This is a genomic window from Psychroserpens sp. (genome assembly GCF_036960315.1).
GTDB lineage: Bacteria > Bacteroidota > Bacteroidia > Flavobacteriales > Flavobacteriaceae > Psychroserpens.
In genome coordinates this window covers 246,267-261,983 of record NZ_JBALVR010000002.1, presented here as the reverse complement: position 1 = coordinate 261,983, position 15,717 = coordinate 246,267, and the positions used below count along the sequence as shown (strand labels likewise).

Here is a 15,717-nt window from a genome sequence, read left to right as displayed (position 1 = left end):
AATTGTATAGCACTTAATCGGATACGAAACCTAAATATTATGAAAAAAAAATACATTTTTTATAGTCTTGTAATTATTTTTTGTTTTGGTTTTTCAATTCAAAAGGCAAATGCGCAATTTAGAATTGTAGAAGTTAATCCTGCTACGGAAACGGTTAAAATCAAAAACTTCGGATCTACAACCCAAGACATTTCGGCTTATAGATTATGTGCCTTATTTAAATATGGTGCATTGGGAAGTATGACGGTACAGAGTGGTTCTTTAAACTTAGCAGGAAATGCTGAAGTTGAAGTTACTGTTTTGCTTACTAGCGGAAGTGTACTAAACAATACTGCTTCAGATTTAGGATTATATCTGCCTTCTGGAAACTTTGGGTTACCAGAAAACATGGAAGATTTCGTACAATGGGGAAGTGGTGGTAACGGTCGTGAAGGCGTAGCTGTCACTAAAGGGATATGGACAGCAGGAACATTTATAAATGTTGCAGCTCCTTATGCGTTTACAGGAGGAACATCAGATATTGGAGTTCCATTTTGGGATACTTTATTAAATATAGAAAATCCAGATGAGATCAATAAGTTTTCAATTTCACCTAACCCAGCATCATTAGACCTTAATGTTGAACTGCCAAATAGTATTGAAAATGCAACACTTCGCGTTTATGATTTATTAGGTAAAAAAGTTTTAGAAACTGAAATGAGCGGACTACAATCTGTCTCAATAGATGTTAGTAAATGGAATTCGGGTGTTTATATCGTTAGAGTTTCAAGTGATGATGTCACGCAAACAAAGCGATTTATAAAGCAATAAAAAATCATTTATAAAACTAAAAGTATAGGTCATCTCTCAAAAAAGATGGCTTTTATTTTTTTTGCAGTTCGAATTCAAATGAGACTACGACATCCTGTGCAATCTTGTTTTTCACAATCTTAGGAATATCAACATCAAAATCGGAAGCGTTTGCTGAAAACGTTCCGCTTATTTTTATAAGATCTTTTTCTATTGAAAAGGAAATAGCAATTTTATCTACTGCTATGGTTTTTCCATGAAATGTAAGTTGGCCATCAATGGTATAAGAAGACTTTATTTTTTCTAAATTGAAATTTTCTATTTTTCCTTTAAAACTTGCCTTTGGAAATTTATCAGACTCCGCATAGTTCTCATTAAAATGTTCCTCCATCAGCGCATTTTTAAAACGAAAACCTTTAACTAAAACCAGAGCTGCGATTTCTCCGTTATCGGTATTTAGTATTGCCGTTACCGAATTATTCTTTGCAGCGACTTCTTCAAATGATGGCACGGAAGCCTCAAAATTAATGGTTCCGGTTTTGGTTAGATATCTGTTTTGAGCAGAAATGCTTATAGAAGCTAAAACGAGTATAAATAGTATCTTTTTCATTTTATAAGTTTTTAAAGTTATTCTTCTAACAGACCATTAGTTTCCCATTGAATGATGAGGTCTATTTTGTTTTGTGGAAGTCTTGGACCTCCAAAGGGCATTAAAAAAGCTAGGTCATTAGAAGAGATACGAGATATTAATCCATTATTCTCAATAGCACTTTTCACGTTTTCGAAAGTGACAAGCGATATTGGAGCTCCATTTATTGGAGGATTACTGTGGCATAGAACACAGTTATTATCTATAATAGATTTTACGTTGTTTAGATATGTAACTGTTGTAGGTAGTGGTGTAGTATCAATCAAATCCTCTTCACTTATATTACTGCAATTAAATGCTAATACACCAATTATTAGATATAGTATCTGCCTAGTTTTCATAGTCTTTAAATTTAAAATACGCGACTTAAATTGAATCCAAAATAAATATTGCCGTCACTCCAATCTCCTGTAGCTTGTCCTAAAAACCCATTGGTATTCATCGCTTGGGCATTAGAGAAATGCATTTGAAATACATGTCCACCTGTTTCTAAATCAAAACCAATAGATAATGGGTTTTTAAATGGTGAATTTTCTGCTCTGTTTAAATGCCAACCATAATCCGCATTTATAGACCATCGTTTAGTTAATTTATGTCGAGCGCCAAGACCAAGCGCAAATTGTGAATTATCTTGATTATTTTGCTGTACATAATTGTCATGGAAAAAGGTAGGAGCTAATTCAAAAGAAAAGTTCGCATTGACTTTTCGAGATATTAAAAGTTGTGCAGTATAACCTAAACGGTGTTTGAATTCGAGTTTTGGTAAATTAGCCTCATCTAAGGCAGTATTTACTACAACAGAATTAAACCCAACAACAGTAAAAGGAAACCCCTTCTCTTGCTGTCTTAATAACCTATATTTTGTTGAGGCTTCATAGATTTTTTGAAAAGAACTTCGAGAAACTCCAATATTGAAGCCATCAGAAATTCCATAAACAAAATTCAATCGGGTAACGGCATCATCAAGTCCGAAAAAACTATCAAATCCGTTTTTAATACTTCCAAATCTATGTGATACAATAAATGTGAATTCTTGTTTTGCAACAAGCTTTGTAGATTCAAAATTAACAATTTTCAATCCTTTAAACGCAGCTGTTGCGAATTGATTTTTAGTGATTTCGATGTCTATTTCATCCAGTAAATCATCTTGAGCAATGGCTAAAATAGGGATGCAGAATATCAGTATGAATAAAGTTTTCATAGAGTTTTATTTTGAAATTAAAGCCAAATACTCCTACAGCATTTGGCTTTAAACTATTCCTAGTGCTTAATAAAACGTTTTGTTTCAGTTTTATCACCATTTGAAATTTTAATGAGATATAAACCATTATTCCAATTTGAAACATCAATTTGAGATAGGTTTACTGTGTCTAAAGTTTCAATTAAAACTTGTTTGCCTAGCACATCAAAAACTTGGTAAGTTAAATTGGTTTGGCTACTGTTTAATTCAATATTTAATATCGAATTTGTAGGGTTTGGGTAGACACTAAAACTAGAAGACGCATCTAAGTCATCAACACTTAACAGTGTAGCCCAAAAATTGACGCCGAAATCGGTTATAGTTCCATTAAATTCATATGGAGGAGCGATATTTATGAAAGTGCCGGCAGTCCAAATCCCTTTAGTGACTGCCACACTTTCACGACCATTTGGTGAACTTCCCCATTGCACGAAATCTACCATATTCGCAGCTAGACCAAAATTCCCAGTAGGTAAGTATAAACCTAAATCTGCAGCAGTATTGTTTAACCAATCGCCAGATATAGAAACCGTAACTTCTGCATTTGGAGCTAGGTTTAATGATCCATTAATCACTGTTGTTTGAGAAGATAATGTTCTATAAGTAATAAGGCTACATAATCTGTAAGACCCAATATTTTCAGTTGTGGACCCAAAGTTTTTGATAGTTACTGTATCTGCTGCTGGATCAACTACTAGTAATTTGAATTGTTGTGCATTTACTTGCTGACTTATAAATGCTGTAAATAGCAATGTAAAGATGGTTTTGATAAGGTAATTTGTTTTCATAGTGTATTTCTTTTATTTGTTAGTAATTTATTATTTATTAATGGTGCATTGGTCTAATTTTACTTGCTCTAGCAAGTCATCATACCCAATAACACGTCCTTTTATTTTTAGTTCAGAATCATGCGCAATTGTATTTTGAATAGCCTTAGTAAACTGACAAAACACTTTGTCGTCTAATGTGATCGCATTACTATCTTTTTCTGAAACTTTACCAATAACTTCAATGGTTGTATTGAGGTATTTTGATCCTGCCCTTTTTGAGTTTTCTAAAAATCGTAAAGCAATTTCATGAGTTGTTATTTCATATTCAGCAACTTCATTTTCTATAGTTCTATGATCTTGATAGATATAGTTATAGCCAATTATTCCTACTATTATGAAAGCAATAAGAATGATAATCCGTTTACGCATCAATAGTTTTTTAGTTAAGTAGGTTTGTTTAAGCTCCAAACTGCCTCAGGTTTTATGCTAAAGCAGATTTTAGCTATCAATCAAATATGGATTTAGGACCATTGGTAATATCTGATTAGTGGAAATTTTTCTTTTTCAATGTATAGTTTTGACTAATTCATTTGAAATACTAAAGTATCGGTTCCACCATTTCCTCCACTTATGTCAATTAAGTTAATACTTGTATTAGTATTTGAGACAATGTCCCAATCATCGTTTAAATCTTCAAAATCGTTAGTGTCAGGTACAGGGAATGAGATATTAAAATCTATATCATTATCATCATTACTGTTGCTGCTCGTAACAGACCATGTGCCTATATAGGTTGTTGTGCCATCTGTTGCAGTTAAGGTTCCATCAGAAGCAAAGGTGAAATCGAAACCATTAAAATCGGTGGTTTCATCTTGTCCAGAATCTACATAGCTAGTAATTTGCCAGGTTCCAGTTTGCACTGTGCTTTCTATTTGTGCTATCTCTTGACTGTTGTCGTTTTGATTTCCTCCATCATCGTCTGAAGAGCATGTGGAGGACATTAATGTCATACTTAACATTATAAGTAAACCATAAAAAAAAGTGTTTTTCATAACAATAAAATTTATATATAATTAATTACAAGTGTTTTCATATCGTAACCTGTCATCGTCTCCAACTCTCAGATCTACTTTGGTTTCACTACCATTATTTTCAACTTCATGTAAATTCCAATTGTTATTACATAATTGCAAAGCAGGAATATTAATAATAACAGTAATATTGTTTTCAGAACCTGAAGTAGACCATGTCCCATTTACCATTGTAGTATTCCATTCGACAGTTATTGATCCATCGCTAAAGAAGTTAAAATCATAATCATAGTATGCATCATCATAATTTATGCTCTCACGCTCTAATTTGTCTACAATCCAGTCTGAACAATTAATTAGGATACTTTCTAATTCCTCTACTGAACACAAATTACAATCATCGTCGTTATAATCGAAATCATCATCTTCATCACAATCATCTTGAGCGTTTTCTATAGTGTTTTCAAGTTCAGAAAGTGATCCTATTTGCTGTTGAGAACCGTCTGATAGTATAACTGAAATAGGAAAGTTTATGCTTATTATATCATCATCTGAAATATCATCAATAAAATTATAAAGCTCATTATCGTTTGTGAATATTTCGGTAGAGATTAGCTCATTATTGATGTTAAATATTGAAGCCGTTATAGGATATACAAAATCAATACATTCAATATCATCATCATCAATGTTTTCACCACTGCAAGTCATGGCATAGTTGTTTAGTTCACCATTGTTGTTAATAATAACTTCGGTAAAATCAGTAAGTACAATAGTAATCGGAAAAGTAATGGTTAAGGTGTCTGCATCATCGTCAAATTCATCAAAAATAGATTCTACGATATCATAGTCAGATTCACTATTTATTGTAACTTCAATAGAATTAGCAGTTACAGTAACTGGAAGTTGGATATTGAAGCAATTGGCATAATCCAAAATATTATCATTAGAACCGTCGTTTGATGCTGTTTGTTGCATTAAATTAGCAACTGTAGAGTTGGGTGCTAAAACGTCTTCAGGAGGTGTCTCTATAAACTCTGTCTCTTCAGTTCTACAAGACGTAAACATCATCACTGATGAAAAAAGTAGGATTAGAGTAATTTTAGTGATTGCTTTCATAATTCTGCATTTGTTTATTTCTAATGCAATTTAATATATAACAACTCAGTTTTGAAAACTCCTGAAAAATAAAATAAATAATTATTTACCTTTGAAATCTAAAATCAGCAACTTGCCAAAAGATCTAAACGAAAATATATGCGAGGCCAGAGTTTTTGAGCATGTCTATAATACACACTCAATAGATGTTCATAATTTCCTGTATTATAAATATGGTGAACAATTTAATCCTAAAGACAAAGTACAAGACGCATTTATTAAACTTTGGGATAACTGTAAAAAAGTAACATTAAGTAAAGCAAAATCATTTTTGCTTACTGTGGCGAGTAATATGGTACTCAATGATATTAAGCATCGCAAAGTGGTACTCAATCATCAAAAAAATGTACCTAAATCACATACTAACGAAACACCAGAGTTTATTTTAGAACATGAGGAATTTTTTCAACGTTACAAAAAAGTATTAGAAAGCTTAAGCGAAGAACAACGTGTTGCATTCTTGTTAAATAAAGTGGAGGGTAAGAAACATAAGGAGATTGCAGACCTTTTGGGTGTGACAAAAAAAGTTGTGGAGTATCGCATTTACAGCGCATTTGGTATATTGAAAAAGGAATTAGAAGGTTTTAAAATAAAATAATCAGGAGAAATAGAATTGAAATTGTTATATAAATAGTAAATCGATTTATGGATAAAGAAACCCTAATCAAAAAATGGTTAAATGATGAGTTAACTCCTGCCGAAAAAGAAGCATTCGAGCAAGGAGATGATTTTGATTTGCATCAAACTATAATTGATGGCGCAAAACAATTTAAGGCTTCAAATTTTTCTGAACCTAGATCTTTCAATGACTTTAAATCGGCTTATGAAACCAAGAATATTACGAATAATAGGCTAGATTGGTTTAAGCCTATGTTGCGAATCGCAAGTATATTAGTTGTCGGTTTTGGCCTTTATTTTACTTTATTTTACGACAACTTCACACAAATTGAAACATTTGCAAGTCAGAAAACAACTATAGAACTTCCAGACCAAACTAAAGTGACTTTAAACGCAGGTTCAGAAATAGAATTCAGTGAAAAAGATTGGAATGATAACAGGCGCTTAAACCTTGAAGGTGAAGCCTATTTTAAAGTGGCAAAAGGTAAAATATTTGAGGTGATTACTTCGCAAGGTATCGTTACTGTTGTTGGTACCGAATTTAATGTCAAACAACGTAACAACTATTTTGAAGTGCAATGTTTTGAAGGTATTGTTAAGGTTACTTCTGGAGAGTTTACCAAAAAACTGCTTGCTGGAGATACCTACAGACTATTCAATAATATCGTTACAGAAGACAAGACTACATTTTTACAACCTGATTGGACTACTAATAAGAGTACGTTTAAGGCGCTTCCTTTTAAAGCGGTTATGGACGAAATGGAACGCCAATACGATATTAAGATTATAGTAGAAAATGTAAATACTGAACGGTTGTTTACAGGAGGATTTATGCATGATAATATTGAAAATGCCCTTTTATCCATTACACAACCAATGGATTTGACCTTTAAAATTAATGCATCAAATGACGTTGTGATTTATGGCAATAAAAAATAAAATATATTTTTTATGTTTCGTTTTATTTATGTTTTCTTTTGAAATAGATGCTCAAGAGACTAATAATGAATTGCCATTAACTGAAGTTCTTACAACGCTCCAAACCCAATATAATATTCAATTTAATTATGCCGAAGATAGCCTTGAAGGCATTACGATTATTCCGCCTTCTGAAAGTTTAACCTTAGTCGAAGTGTTATCTTATCTTGAAATCAATACTAAATTTTTGTTTAAAAATTTAGATGGCACCTTTGTTTTGGTGCGCATAAAGGAGGCAACCCTCGATTTACAGCAATTATCAGAAGTCATAATTTCACAATACATCGTTAAAGGCATCAATAAATTAAACAATGGATCTTTCGAAATTGATTTCTCCGAGTTTGATATCCTTCCAGGATTGATTGATACCGATGTGTTGCAAGCAGTACAGGCTTTTCCAGGGATTCAGAGTATCAACGAAACGGTTTCAAATATAAATATTAGAGGAGGAACTCACGACCAGAATTTGATACTTTGGGACGGCATTAAGATGTATCAATCTGGACATTTCTTCGGATTAATTTCTATGTTTAATCCACAGATTACACAACAGGTAAGCGTTTTAAAAAACGGAACTGAAACGGCACTCACAGACGGTGTTTCTGGAACCATTTCCATGGAAACAAGCTCTAAAATTAATGAGGCCTTTAATGGCAGTTTAGGCGTTAATTTTATTGATGCTAATGGTTTTGTAGACATACCATTAAGTGAAAAATCCTCACTGCAAATTGCTGCTCGAAAATCGATTAGTGATTTTACAGAAACACCAACATATACCAACTTTTTTGAGCGTATATCTCAAGATACCGAAGTAGAAACCAATGCTAACGATATTATGAATTCTGATCAAGAGTTTGATTTCTACGATACGTCTTTGCGATGGATTTATAACGTTACGGAAAAGGATCAATTACGAGTCAACTTTTTAAATGCAAATAACGAATTACGATTTAACGAAAACACGATAATTGATGGTATGGAAACATCAAAGCGAAGTAGTTTAAGTCAAAATAGTATTGCGGGCGCATTACAATATAAAAGAGTTTGGAATGCGTCTTGGCAAACCACTTTTGAAGTTTACGAAACGGATTATAAATTAAAAGCGATTAACGCAAATATACTAGACGATCAAAGGTTTCAGCAAGAGAATGTAGTGTCTGAAACAAGTATAAAATTATTGGCAAACTATAAGATAAATGATCAACTTCAGTTTTTAAATGGTTATCATTTTTCAGAGACTAAAATCACAAACTTGGATGATGTTGATAGTCCGCGTTTTAGGTCTTTAGTTTCCGAAGTCGTAAGAACTCATGGGCTATTTTCACAATTAAACTATCGCTCTTTAAATAAGAAAACGAATTTGAATTTTGGTTTGCGATACAACTATATTGATAAATTTGAAAAGCATCTTCTAGAGCCAAGGTTAGCATTTACCTACCAATTTCTTCATAATTTTTCTGTTGAAGTTTTAGGGGAATTCAAACATCAGAGTACCTCCCAGATTATTAATTTTCAGAATGATTTTTTAGGCATTGAAAAGCGACGATGGCAATTATCTAACGATGTAGACATTCCTGTTATTCGTAGTAAACAAGTGTCTGTAGGTTTAAGTTTTAGCAAAAGAGGTTGGTTATTAAGTGCGGATACGTATTACAAATATGTGAAAGGAATCACGACGCAAAGCCAAGGGTTCCAAAATCAATATGAATTTGTAAAAACTAACGGAAATTATGATGCTTTTGGTATAGATTTTATTTTAAGAAAACAGATTAAAGATTTTACAACATGGCTGAGTTATTCGTATTTAAAAAGTGATTATACATTTAATTCTTTGCCAGAGCAAACACTTCCAAATAATTTTGATATCACTCACACTATCACTTTTGGTGCTAATTATACTTTAGAAGATTTAAAACTATCTGCTGGACTGAATTGGCATTCTGGACGACCAACTACGCAGCCAATAGAAGGTAATGAGATTATTGATAATGCTATTAATTTTGAATCGACTAATTCTAGTAAACTGCAAGATTATTTGCGCGTAGATATTTCAGCATTGTATGCGATAAAACTATGGGAAAATACGAAAGCCGATTTGGGTGTTTCGGTTTGGAATGTTTTAAACAAAAACAATCAGATTAATAATTTCTACAGAATTAATAACGATAATGTAAGTGAAACTTTGCAGAGTTCACTGGGCATCACGCCAAATGCAGTATTGCGAGTTCACTTTTAATTCTCTGGAAGCTCTACCTTAACACGATACTTTTTTAAATCATCTAGATAGTGTGTATGCGAAAAATCTGCGCTATCAAATTCTTTTTTACGATGTTTTCTGGTTTCCATTCGTTTTATAGCTTTTAAAAAACGCTTTACCTCAGTTTTGTCATTGATTATGAGTCCTGGAACTTCTACCGAATGACCATCATCATCTTTAGCGACCATGGTGAAATATGACGAGTTACAGTGTTTCATTTCTCCTGTTCTTATATTTTCAGATTCTACACGAATACCAACAACCATAGAGGTGCGACCAACAAAATTAATAGAGGCTTTCATCGTTACTAATTCACCAATTTCTATTGGATTCAAAAAATCAACAGTATCTACAGAAGCAGTCACGCAATAGGTTTTAGAATGTTTTGATGCACATGCAAACGCGATTTGGTCCATCAATTTTAAAATGTAACCCCCATGAATTTTACCGCCAAAATTGGAGTGTGATGGTTGCATCAATTCAGAAAGGCTAATTCGAGAAGAGTCTATGGCTTTGTAGTTTTGCATTATATGTCTTTAGTTTATTAAATTCTTCCTTTCTGGGAAAATACCAAGAAGTGACAGAGGGAAAATTATTCGTCTTCTTGAGCGCGTTTTAGGATAGCTTCAGGTAATGCTTTTTTTGCTTTCGCTCCTAATTTTTTAATTTTTTCAACGCTCGTTATAAGGTTTCCTTTTCCTTCAACTAATTTATTCATCGCTGAAGAATAATCTTTTTTCGCATCATCAATTTTCTTTCCAACTCCTGTTAGATCAGTTACTAAGCCATGAAATTTATCGTATAGGGCTCCAGCTTGTCGTGCAATTTCAATAGCGTTTTGTTGTTGTTTTTCGTTATTCCACATACTGTCAACTGTTCTTAAAGTTGCTAAAAGGGTAGATGGTGTAACAATTACAATATTTTTTTCAAATGCTTTATTGTATAGGGAATTATCTTGATTAATAGCGACTGCAAAAGCAGGTTCTATTGGGATAAAAAGTAATACAAAATCTGGACTTTCTATTTCGTACAGGTCTTCATATTTTTTTTCGGACAATTGGTCTACGTGTCTTCTAATAGAATTGATGTGTGCTTTTAGATAAACCTCTCTTTCATCATCTTCTGAATTAACAAAACGTTCGTAATCGGTTAGTGATACTTTACTATCAATAATCATTTTTTTGTTGTCTGGTAAGTGCAATACAATATCTGGTAACACTCTTGTGCCATCTTCTCTAGTAAAGTTTTGTTGCACAAAATATTCTCTATCTTTTTCTAATCCGGATTTTTCAAGGACGCGTTCTAATACTAATTCGCCCCAATTTCCTTGCATTTTACTATCACCTTTCAAAGCTTTGGTTAAATTCGTAGCTTCTTTGGTCATTTGCTGATTAAGATCTTTTAAACCCAATAATTGCTCTTTTAAAGCAGAATGCATTGAGATACTTTCCTTTTGGGTATCATCAACTTTCTTTTCAAATAATTGGATTTTTTCTTGTAACGGATTTAAGATATTTTTGATGTTTTCTTTATTCTGAAGGGTGAACTTCTCCGATTTTTCATCTAGGATTTTTGTTGCGAGTAATTCAAAATCTTTCCGTAATTGTTCTTGACGCTCTTCTATTTCTTCATCACGCTTTATGTTTAACTGCTGAAGGTTTTCATATTCTGTATTCTTTCTTGTTAACTCCGTATTTAAAAACTCTTTTTCTCTTCTAATGTCATCGCGTTCGCTCTCTAGTTTTGATATATTTTGCTTTAAATCGCCTATAGTTGACGACATCTGACTTTGACGTTCTTCTAAGGTACTCTGTTCACTTTTGCTTTTTAACTTAATAAAAAGCATACCTAAATACGCTCCAATGGCTGCTGAAATAATAATGGCTAAAATGAGAATTAGACTGTCGTTCATAAAGAGAATTGAAATTTACTCAAAGATAAATGATTTGTCGAAAGATTTAGGCTTGTAATTAAAAGATATATTCTAGTTTTCTAAAACATGGATATCATTAATAATACGTTTGATGTCTTCATCCTTTGTGCCATCATAAATGCCTCGAATTCGGTTCTCTTTGTCAATTAATATAAAGTTTGGGGTATGAATAAAATCTTGCAGTCCGCCATCACCTTGCTCAACAACAGCAAAATAGCTTTGACGTGCTAGTTCATAAATATGTTTTTTGTCACCTGTAGTCACATTCCATTTGGTGTCAACGACGCCTTTTTTTCTTGCATATTCCTTGAGTACCGAAACACCATCTATTTCTGGAGTGACAGATAGCGACAAAAACATAATGTCGTCATTGTCTATAAATTCCTCTTGAATTTTCGTCATGTTATCAGTCATTATTGGACAAATAGTAAGACAGCTTGTAAAAAAAAAGTCCGTAACATAAATTTTATCTTTATAATTATCCTGTGTTATTGTATCACCATTTTGGTTAATTAGACTGAAATCTGAAACTGTATGATACTGGGTTTTATTTCTAAGACTTTTATCTACTAGTTCAGGCTTGAAATCGGTTGGATTATAGATTGGTAATACCCTTTTTTCTTTAGTGTTACATGATGATAGTCCGAATAAAACAAGACTTAGTAAGGTACATATATATGATTTTTTAGATTTCATACTTGTTGTAATTAAATGGATGTCTCATTAACAAAACGTTTTGCATCCTCTAGTTCAGGGCGATTGCTATTTGAGTTTTTAGTAAGCTCAATAAGTTGATTAAAATAGTCTTTGGCTTTTTCTTTATTTCCTGATAGTCTTGCTGCAATAGCAGCTCCATATAAACCATTAAACCGATTAGGTCGTATGTTTAAGTTTAATGCATAAGCTTTCAGTGCCTCAGTTGGTTTATTTAATTTAAGAAGTAAATCTCCTAGAAGTTCTTGAGATGGAAGAACTTCTCCAGGTGTTAAAGACTGTTTTTCTGTTTTAGATTCTATATCTGCGGATTCCTTCATTAATGCTAAGGCTTCTTCATTTTTACCTTCATTAAAATGAATCCAAGCATCTGCAGATTTCACCATGATTAGAACTTGATTAGCCATATATTCGTTTCCGTTTTTTATTAAAATATCATGGCAGAAGTTTAGTTTTTTAAAAGCCGTATGAGCTAAATCCAAATTATTAATATTTACTGCGCCTAGAACACGTGTATAATGAATAATTGCATTTGCCCAAGGGAATTTTTGTGAAGGATAATCATTAGTTGGCATTGTGAGATTTGATGCTTTTTCCCAATCTCTGGTTTCTAAATAAAATCTTGAAGGTATTGCAGCTGATGGATATGCTCCTTTAACTCCAATAGGGTTTATTTTATCTATTGATACTAAGTAGTCTAATAGATTTTTAGCTTCCTGTATTTTACCTAGTTGTAAGTATGCATATACCAAATAATCAGTGCCATGGATTTCTTCGTCCCAATGTCCTTCCATTTCTACTTGTTCGGCATAACATTGAGCAGAAGAAGTTGCACTTAAATTAGATTGAATCGATTCTTCCCAAAGGCCTAATCTTGTGAAAATGTGTGAAGGCATGTGCTGCGCATGTGAAGATGCAGGAGCAATTGAAGCATATCTTCTTGCTGGCGAGAGTGCCATTTTTGCTAATTCTGGATAATCGTAACTGTGAATAATATAGTGCGTAATTCCTGGATGATTGGGTTGGTCTGGAAACAGTTTTTCTAAAATCGCACCTGCTCTTCTTCTATTTGCATAAGTTTTATCTGAAAGATCTGCACCAGAGTTTAAAGCCAACGCATAAAAAATAGCAGCTTCCTTATCGTCAGGAAAAGAATTATATATAGTTTCCATTGCATTTTCAAACCTTTTTATTCTTGTTTGATGATCTACAGTTTCCCAATCTGTATAAAAATGAGCAATTGCTTCAATATATTTTACTTCTCTTTCTGTTTTATCTTCAAGCGAACGCGCAATTTTTATTGCCAAAGAACCTTTTTTTAAGTCAACTTTAGTTGGTGGTCGCCATAGAGCATGAAAGTTACACATGGCAACACCCCAATACGCCATGGCACAATTTGGATCGATATCAATTACTTTTGCGAATGCTTTTTCGGCTTCTTCATATTCAAAAGAATGTAATAATGAAATAGCTAAATTAAAATTAGATCTAGTTTCATAACTACAAGACAAAGCAAAGCTAACATCTCCAAAATCACCTCCGCCACATAATAGAATATCTCCTTTGATAAGATTTAAAGAATCTAAATCTGAGTTATATGTTCTTTTACAACTGATTGTAGTTATACATACTAATAAACAAATAGTTATGAAACTTGTGTTTGTTAATTTCACTGCATTGATTTAATTTAAATTATCGTTTCTTCTAGAAATGCTTTTGCTTCTAATAACTCTGGACGACTACTATTAGAATCTTTGGCTAAATCAATAAGTTGATTAAAATAGGCTTTAGCTTTTTCTTTATTTTCAGATAGTTTTGCTGCAATAGCAGCGCCATAGATGCCATTAAATCTATTAGGGTGTCCTTTTAAATTAATTTCATAGGCTTCTAATGCTTCTTTAGGTTTATTTAAAGCTAGTAGCATGTCACCAAGAAGTTCATCTGCTGGTAATACTTCTCCAGGAGTAACGGGATGTTTAGAGGTTTCGCTTTCAAGTTTCGAAGCCATTTTCATTAATGTAAGTGCTTCATCATTCTTTCCTTTGGCTAGATTAATCCAAGCTTCGGCTGTTTTAATTTCAATACGTACTTGACCAGCTTTATATGTGGCTTGAGCACTATTCATTTCAAGGAGTTCTTTGTGGAAAGCTCGAATGATTTCAAGCTCATTTTCAGCAGAAGCGATGTCTCCCGAACGCGCTGATCCTATGGCTCTAGCAAAATGCAATATTGATTTTTCCCAAGGGAAACCGTCCCAATTAAACTCTATAGTTGGCAATTCTAATTTAGCAGCTTTTTCCCATTGTCTATTTTCTAAGGCTATTCGAGCAGGAATTGCATTAGCAGTATATGCTACAGCAAAGTCATTTAAGGGAAATATTTTTTTCATTGATTTTAAATACGCATTTTGGGTATCTACCTCTTTGTTATTTCCTTGCTGTAAGTAAGCATAAACAAGATAATCCATAGCATGTATCTCTGCTGCCCAATTAGCATCTGGATTAACACTTTCTGCATAGCAAACTGCTGATGATGCTGAGTTTATATTTGTTTCAATAGATTCTTGCCAGAGTCCTAATCGTGTAAAAATATGTGAAGGCATATGTTGCGCATGTGCTGAAGCTGGTGCGATTTCTGCATAACGTCTAGATGTATTTAAAGCTGTTTCGGCAATCTCTGGATAATCATAAGTATGAATTATATAATGTGCGATTCCAGGATGGTTCGGCTGCTCTTTAAAAAGTTTTTGTAAAATAGCACCTGCTTTTTTCTGACTAGAATAGGTTTTGTCATTTGGATCTGCAGCTGAAGTAATAGATAAAGCGTAAAATATTGCCGCTTCAACATCATCACTTTGACTTTTATGAATTTGCTCCATTTTCTTTTCATATAATAGCTCTCTTGTTTTATGATCTTTGTTTTCCCAGTCTTCATAAAAGACGTTTATGGCATCTAAGTAAAGTTCTGCACGTTCAGATTTTGGTAAAGATTCCGCTATTTCTAAAAGTTGTGTGCCTTTTTTTAATTCTTTTGGTCCTGGTGGCGCCCAAAGCTCATGATAAATACTCATGGCAACTCCCCAATATGCCATCGCACATTCTGAATCAGCATCAATAACTTTTACAAATGCTTTTTCGGCTTCAGCATATTCAAAAGAGTGGAGTAGTGAAATAGCTAAATCGAAAGCTTCTCTAACATCGTACTTACAATCTAAAGCAAAACTAACATCACCAAATTGAGGATTCCCACAAAGCAAAATGTCACCACGAAGTAAATCTATTGATGCTAATGCTGGATTAGGAATAACTTTTTTTTCTTTACATGCTAGTATGAGCGTTAAGAATAAAAGACAAATAATACGTAAATAATTTTTTAGTGGTTTCATGGCTAGTTGCTTATGTATTTAAAGGTAATGATTATTATATGATTTATGAATTCCCTTTTTATTTAGTGTGTTCTTTTAAGTGAAGTAAACAAAGAAAATGTCATGCAAATCAAAATGATTAGCGAACGCTAGAATTTAAATAAAAATTAAACAACTAAACTTTTGGTATATAGGTTACTATGAGTTTAAAATAGG

Annotated in this window: 16 protein-coding genes; 4 read left to right on the top strand and 12 right to left on the bottom strand. The window is 32.9% G+C overall.

Going from position 1 to position 15,717, the window contains the following annotated elements:
* The first annotated feature begins 39 nt into the window (after window positions 1-39).
* Entirely contained in the window at window positions 40-810 is a 771-nt protein-coding gene (locus V7719_RS04845; RefSeq protein ID WP_335728745.1) for a T9SS type A sorting domain-containing protein, read from the top strand.
* Window positions 811-862: 52 nt separating this feature from the next.
* Here V7719_RS04845 and V7719_RS04840 read toward each other — a convergent pair whose 3' ends face one another.
* The 7 genes from V7719_RS04840 to V7719_RS04810 form a co-directional block, all read right to left on the bottom strand.
* Window positions 863-1,399: a YceI family protein gene (locus tag V7719_RS04840; RefSeq protein ID WP_335728744.1), complete on the bottom strand. Its 537-nt coding sequence runs from the start codon at window positions 1,397-1,399 to the stop codon at window positions 863-865.
* A gap of 17 nt (window positions 1,400-1,416) precedes the next feature.
* Entirely contained in the window at window positions 1,417-1,779 is a 363-nt protein-coding gene (locus V7719_RS04835; RefSeq protein WP_335728743.1) for a hypothetical protein, read from the bottom strand.
* Window positions 1,780-1,790: 11 nt separating this feature from the next.
* On the bottom strand, window positions 1,791-2,639 hold the full coding sequence (locus tag V7719_RS04830; protein WP_335728742.1) for a DUF5777 family beta-barrel protein: 849 nt from the start codon (window positions 2,637-2,639) through the stop codon (window positions 1,791-1,793).
* 59 nt (window positions 2,640-2,698) lie between these two features.
* Entirely contained in the window at window positions 2,699-3,466 is a 768-nt protein-coding gene (locus tag V7719_RS04825; protein WP_335728741.1) for a T9SS type A sorting domain-containing protein, read from the bottom strand.
* Between the two features lie 30 nt (window positions 3,467-3,496).
* Window positions 3,497-3,916 (bottom strand): OB-fold protein, encoded by a 420-nt coding sequence (locus V7719_RS04820; RefSeq protein ID WP_335728740.1) that lies wholly within the window; start codon window positions 3,914-3,916, stop codon window positions 3,497-3,499.
* A 113-nt stretch (window positions 3,917-4,029) separates the two neighbouring features.
* Window positions 4,030-4,500 carry a hypothetical protein gene (locus V7719_RS04815; RefSeq protein WP_335728739.1) on the bottom strand — a complete coding sequence of 157 codons (471 nt, stop codon included), beginning with the start codon at window positions 4,498-4,500 and terminating at the stop codon, window positions 4,030-4,032.
* A gap of 21 nt (window positions 4,501-4,521) precedes the next feature.
* Window positions 4,522-5,598: a hypothetical protein gene (locus V7719_RS04810; protein ID WP_335728738.1), complete on the bottom strand. Its 1,077-nt coding sequence runs from the start codon at window positions 5,596-5,598 to the stop codon at window positions 4,522-4,524.
* Between the two features lie 112 nt (window positions 5,599-5,710).
* Between V7719_RS04810 and V7719_RS04805 the strand changes: the two genes are divergently transcribed.
* Genes V7719_RS04805 through V7719_RS04795 form a run of 3 tightly spaced genes read left to right on the top strand, consistent with a single transcriptional unit; the run spans window position 5,711 to window position 9,469 of the window.
* Complete coding sequence (locus V7719_RS04805) at window positions 5,711-6,235, top strand: RNA polymerase sigma factor (protein WP_335728737.1); 525 nt, start codon at window positions 5,711-5,713, stop codon at window positions 6,233-6,235.
* Between the two features lie 47 nt (window positions 6,236-6,282).
* Window positions 6,283-7,194 (top strand): FecR family protein, encoded by a 912-nt coding sequence (locus V7719_RS04800; RefSeq protein ID WP_335728736.1) that lies wholly within the window; start codon window positions 6,283-6,285, stop codon window positions 7,192-7,194.
* A complete protein-coding gene (locus tag V7719_RS04795) occupies window positions 7,178-9,469 on the top strand; it encodes a TonB-dependent receptor plug domain-containing protein (protein ID WP_335728735.1) in 2,292 nt (763 codons plus the stop codon). Before V7719_RS04800 ends, V7719_RS04795 begins: the two co-directional genes overlap by 17 nt.
* Here the strand turns inward: V7719_RS04795 and V7719_RS04790 are convergent.
* The 5 genes from V7719_RS04790 to V7719_RS04770 all read right to left on the bottom strand — a co-directional run bounded on the left by V7719_RS04790 (window position 9,466) and on the right by V7719_RS04770 (window position 15,522).
* Complete coding sequence (locus V7719_RS04790) at window positions 9,466-10,017, bottom strand: acyl-CoA thioesterase (protein ID WP_335728734.1); 552 nt, start codon at window positions 10,015-10,017, stop codon at window positions 9,466-9,468. The two genes, V7719_RS04795 and V7719_RS04790, sit on opposite strands and share 4 nt — an antisense overlap.
* 65 nt (window positions 10,018-10,082) lie before the next feature.
* A complete protein-coding gene (gene rmuC, locus V7719_RS04785; protein WP_335728733.1) occupies window positions 10,083-11,402 on the bottom strand; it encodes a DNA recombination protein RmuC in 1,320 nt (439 codons plus the stop codon).
* Window positions 11,403-11,474: 72 nt separating this feature from the next.
* Complete coding sequence (locus tag V7719_RS04780) at window positions 11,475-12,119, bottom strand: SCO family protein (protein WP_335728732.1); 645 nt, start codon at window positions 12,117-12,119, stop codon at window positions 11,475-11,477.
* Window positions 12,120-12,130: 11 nt separating this feature from the next.
* Window positions 12,131-13,810, bottom strand: coding sequence for a tetratricopeptide repeat protein (locus V7719_RS04775; RefSeq protein WP_335728731.1), 1,680 nt, complete (start codon window positions 13,808-13,810; stop codon window positions 12,131-12,133).
* 14 nt (window positions 13,811-13,824) lie between these two features.
* Window positions 13,825-15,522, bottom strand: coding sequence for a tetratricopeptide repeat protein (locus V7719_RS04770; RefSeq protein ID WP_335728730.1), 1,698 nt, complete (start codon window positions 15,520-15,522; stop codon window positions 13,825-13,827).
* Window positions 15,523-15,717 lie beyond the last annotated feature (195 nt).

Bases quoted from the DNA above. Each gene is read 5' to 3' on its own strand.
- V7719_RS04815 (WP_335728739.1), bottom strand. From the start codon at position 4,500: ATGAAAAACACTTTTTTTTATGGTTTACTTATAATGTTAAGTATGACA.
- V7719_RS04835 (WP_335728743.1), bottom strand. From the start codon at position 1,779: ATGAAAACTAGGCAGATACTATATCTAATAATTGGTGTATTAGCATTT.
- V7719_RS04800 (WP_335728736.1), top strand. From the start codon at position 6,283: ATGGATAAAGAAACCCTAATCAAAAAATGGTTAAATGATGAGTTAACT.
- V7719_RS04825 (WP_335728741.1), bottom strand. From the start codon at position 3,466: ATGAAAACAAATTACCTTATCAAAACCATCTTTACATTGCTATTTACA.
- V7719_RS04830 (WP_335728742.1), bottom strand. From the start codon at position 2,639: ATGAAAACTTTATTCATACTGATATTCTGCATCCCTATTTTAGCCATT.
- V7719_RS04780 (WP_335728732.1), bottom strand. From the start codon at position 12,119: ATGAAATCTAAAAAATCATATATATGTACCTTACTAAGTCTTGTTTTA.
- V7719_RS04810 (WP_335728738.1), bottom strand. From the start codon at position 5,598: ATGAAAGCAATCACTAAAATTACTCTAATCCTACTTTTTTCATCAGTG.
- V7719_RS04840 (WP_335728744.1), bottom strand. From the start codon at position 1,399: ATGAAAAAGATACTATTTATACTCGTTTTAGCTTCTATAAGCATTTCT.
- rmuC (WP_335728733.1), bottom strand. From the start codon at position 11,402: ATGAACGACAGTCTAATTCTCATTTTAGCCATTATTATTTCAGCAGCC.
- V7719_RS04770 (WP_335728730.1), bottom strand. From the start codon at position 15,522: ATGAAACCACTAAAAAATTATTTACGTATTATTTGTCTTTTATTCTTA.
- V7719_RS04845 (WP_335728745.1), top strand. From the start codon at position 40: ATGAAAAAAAAATACATTTTTTATAGTCTTGTAATTATTTTTTGTTTT.
- V7719_RS04790 (WP_335728734.1), bottom strand. From the start codon at position 10,017: ATGCAAAACTACAAAGCCATAGACTCTTCTCGAATTAGCCTTTCTGAA.
- V7719_RS04795 (WP_335728735.1), top strand. From the start codon at position 7,178: ATGGCAATAAAAAATAAAATATATTTTTTATGTTTCGTTTTATTTATG.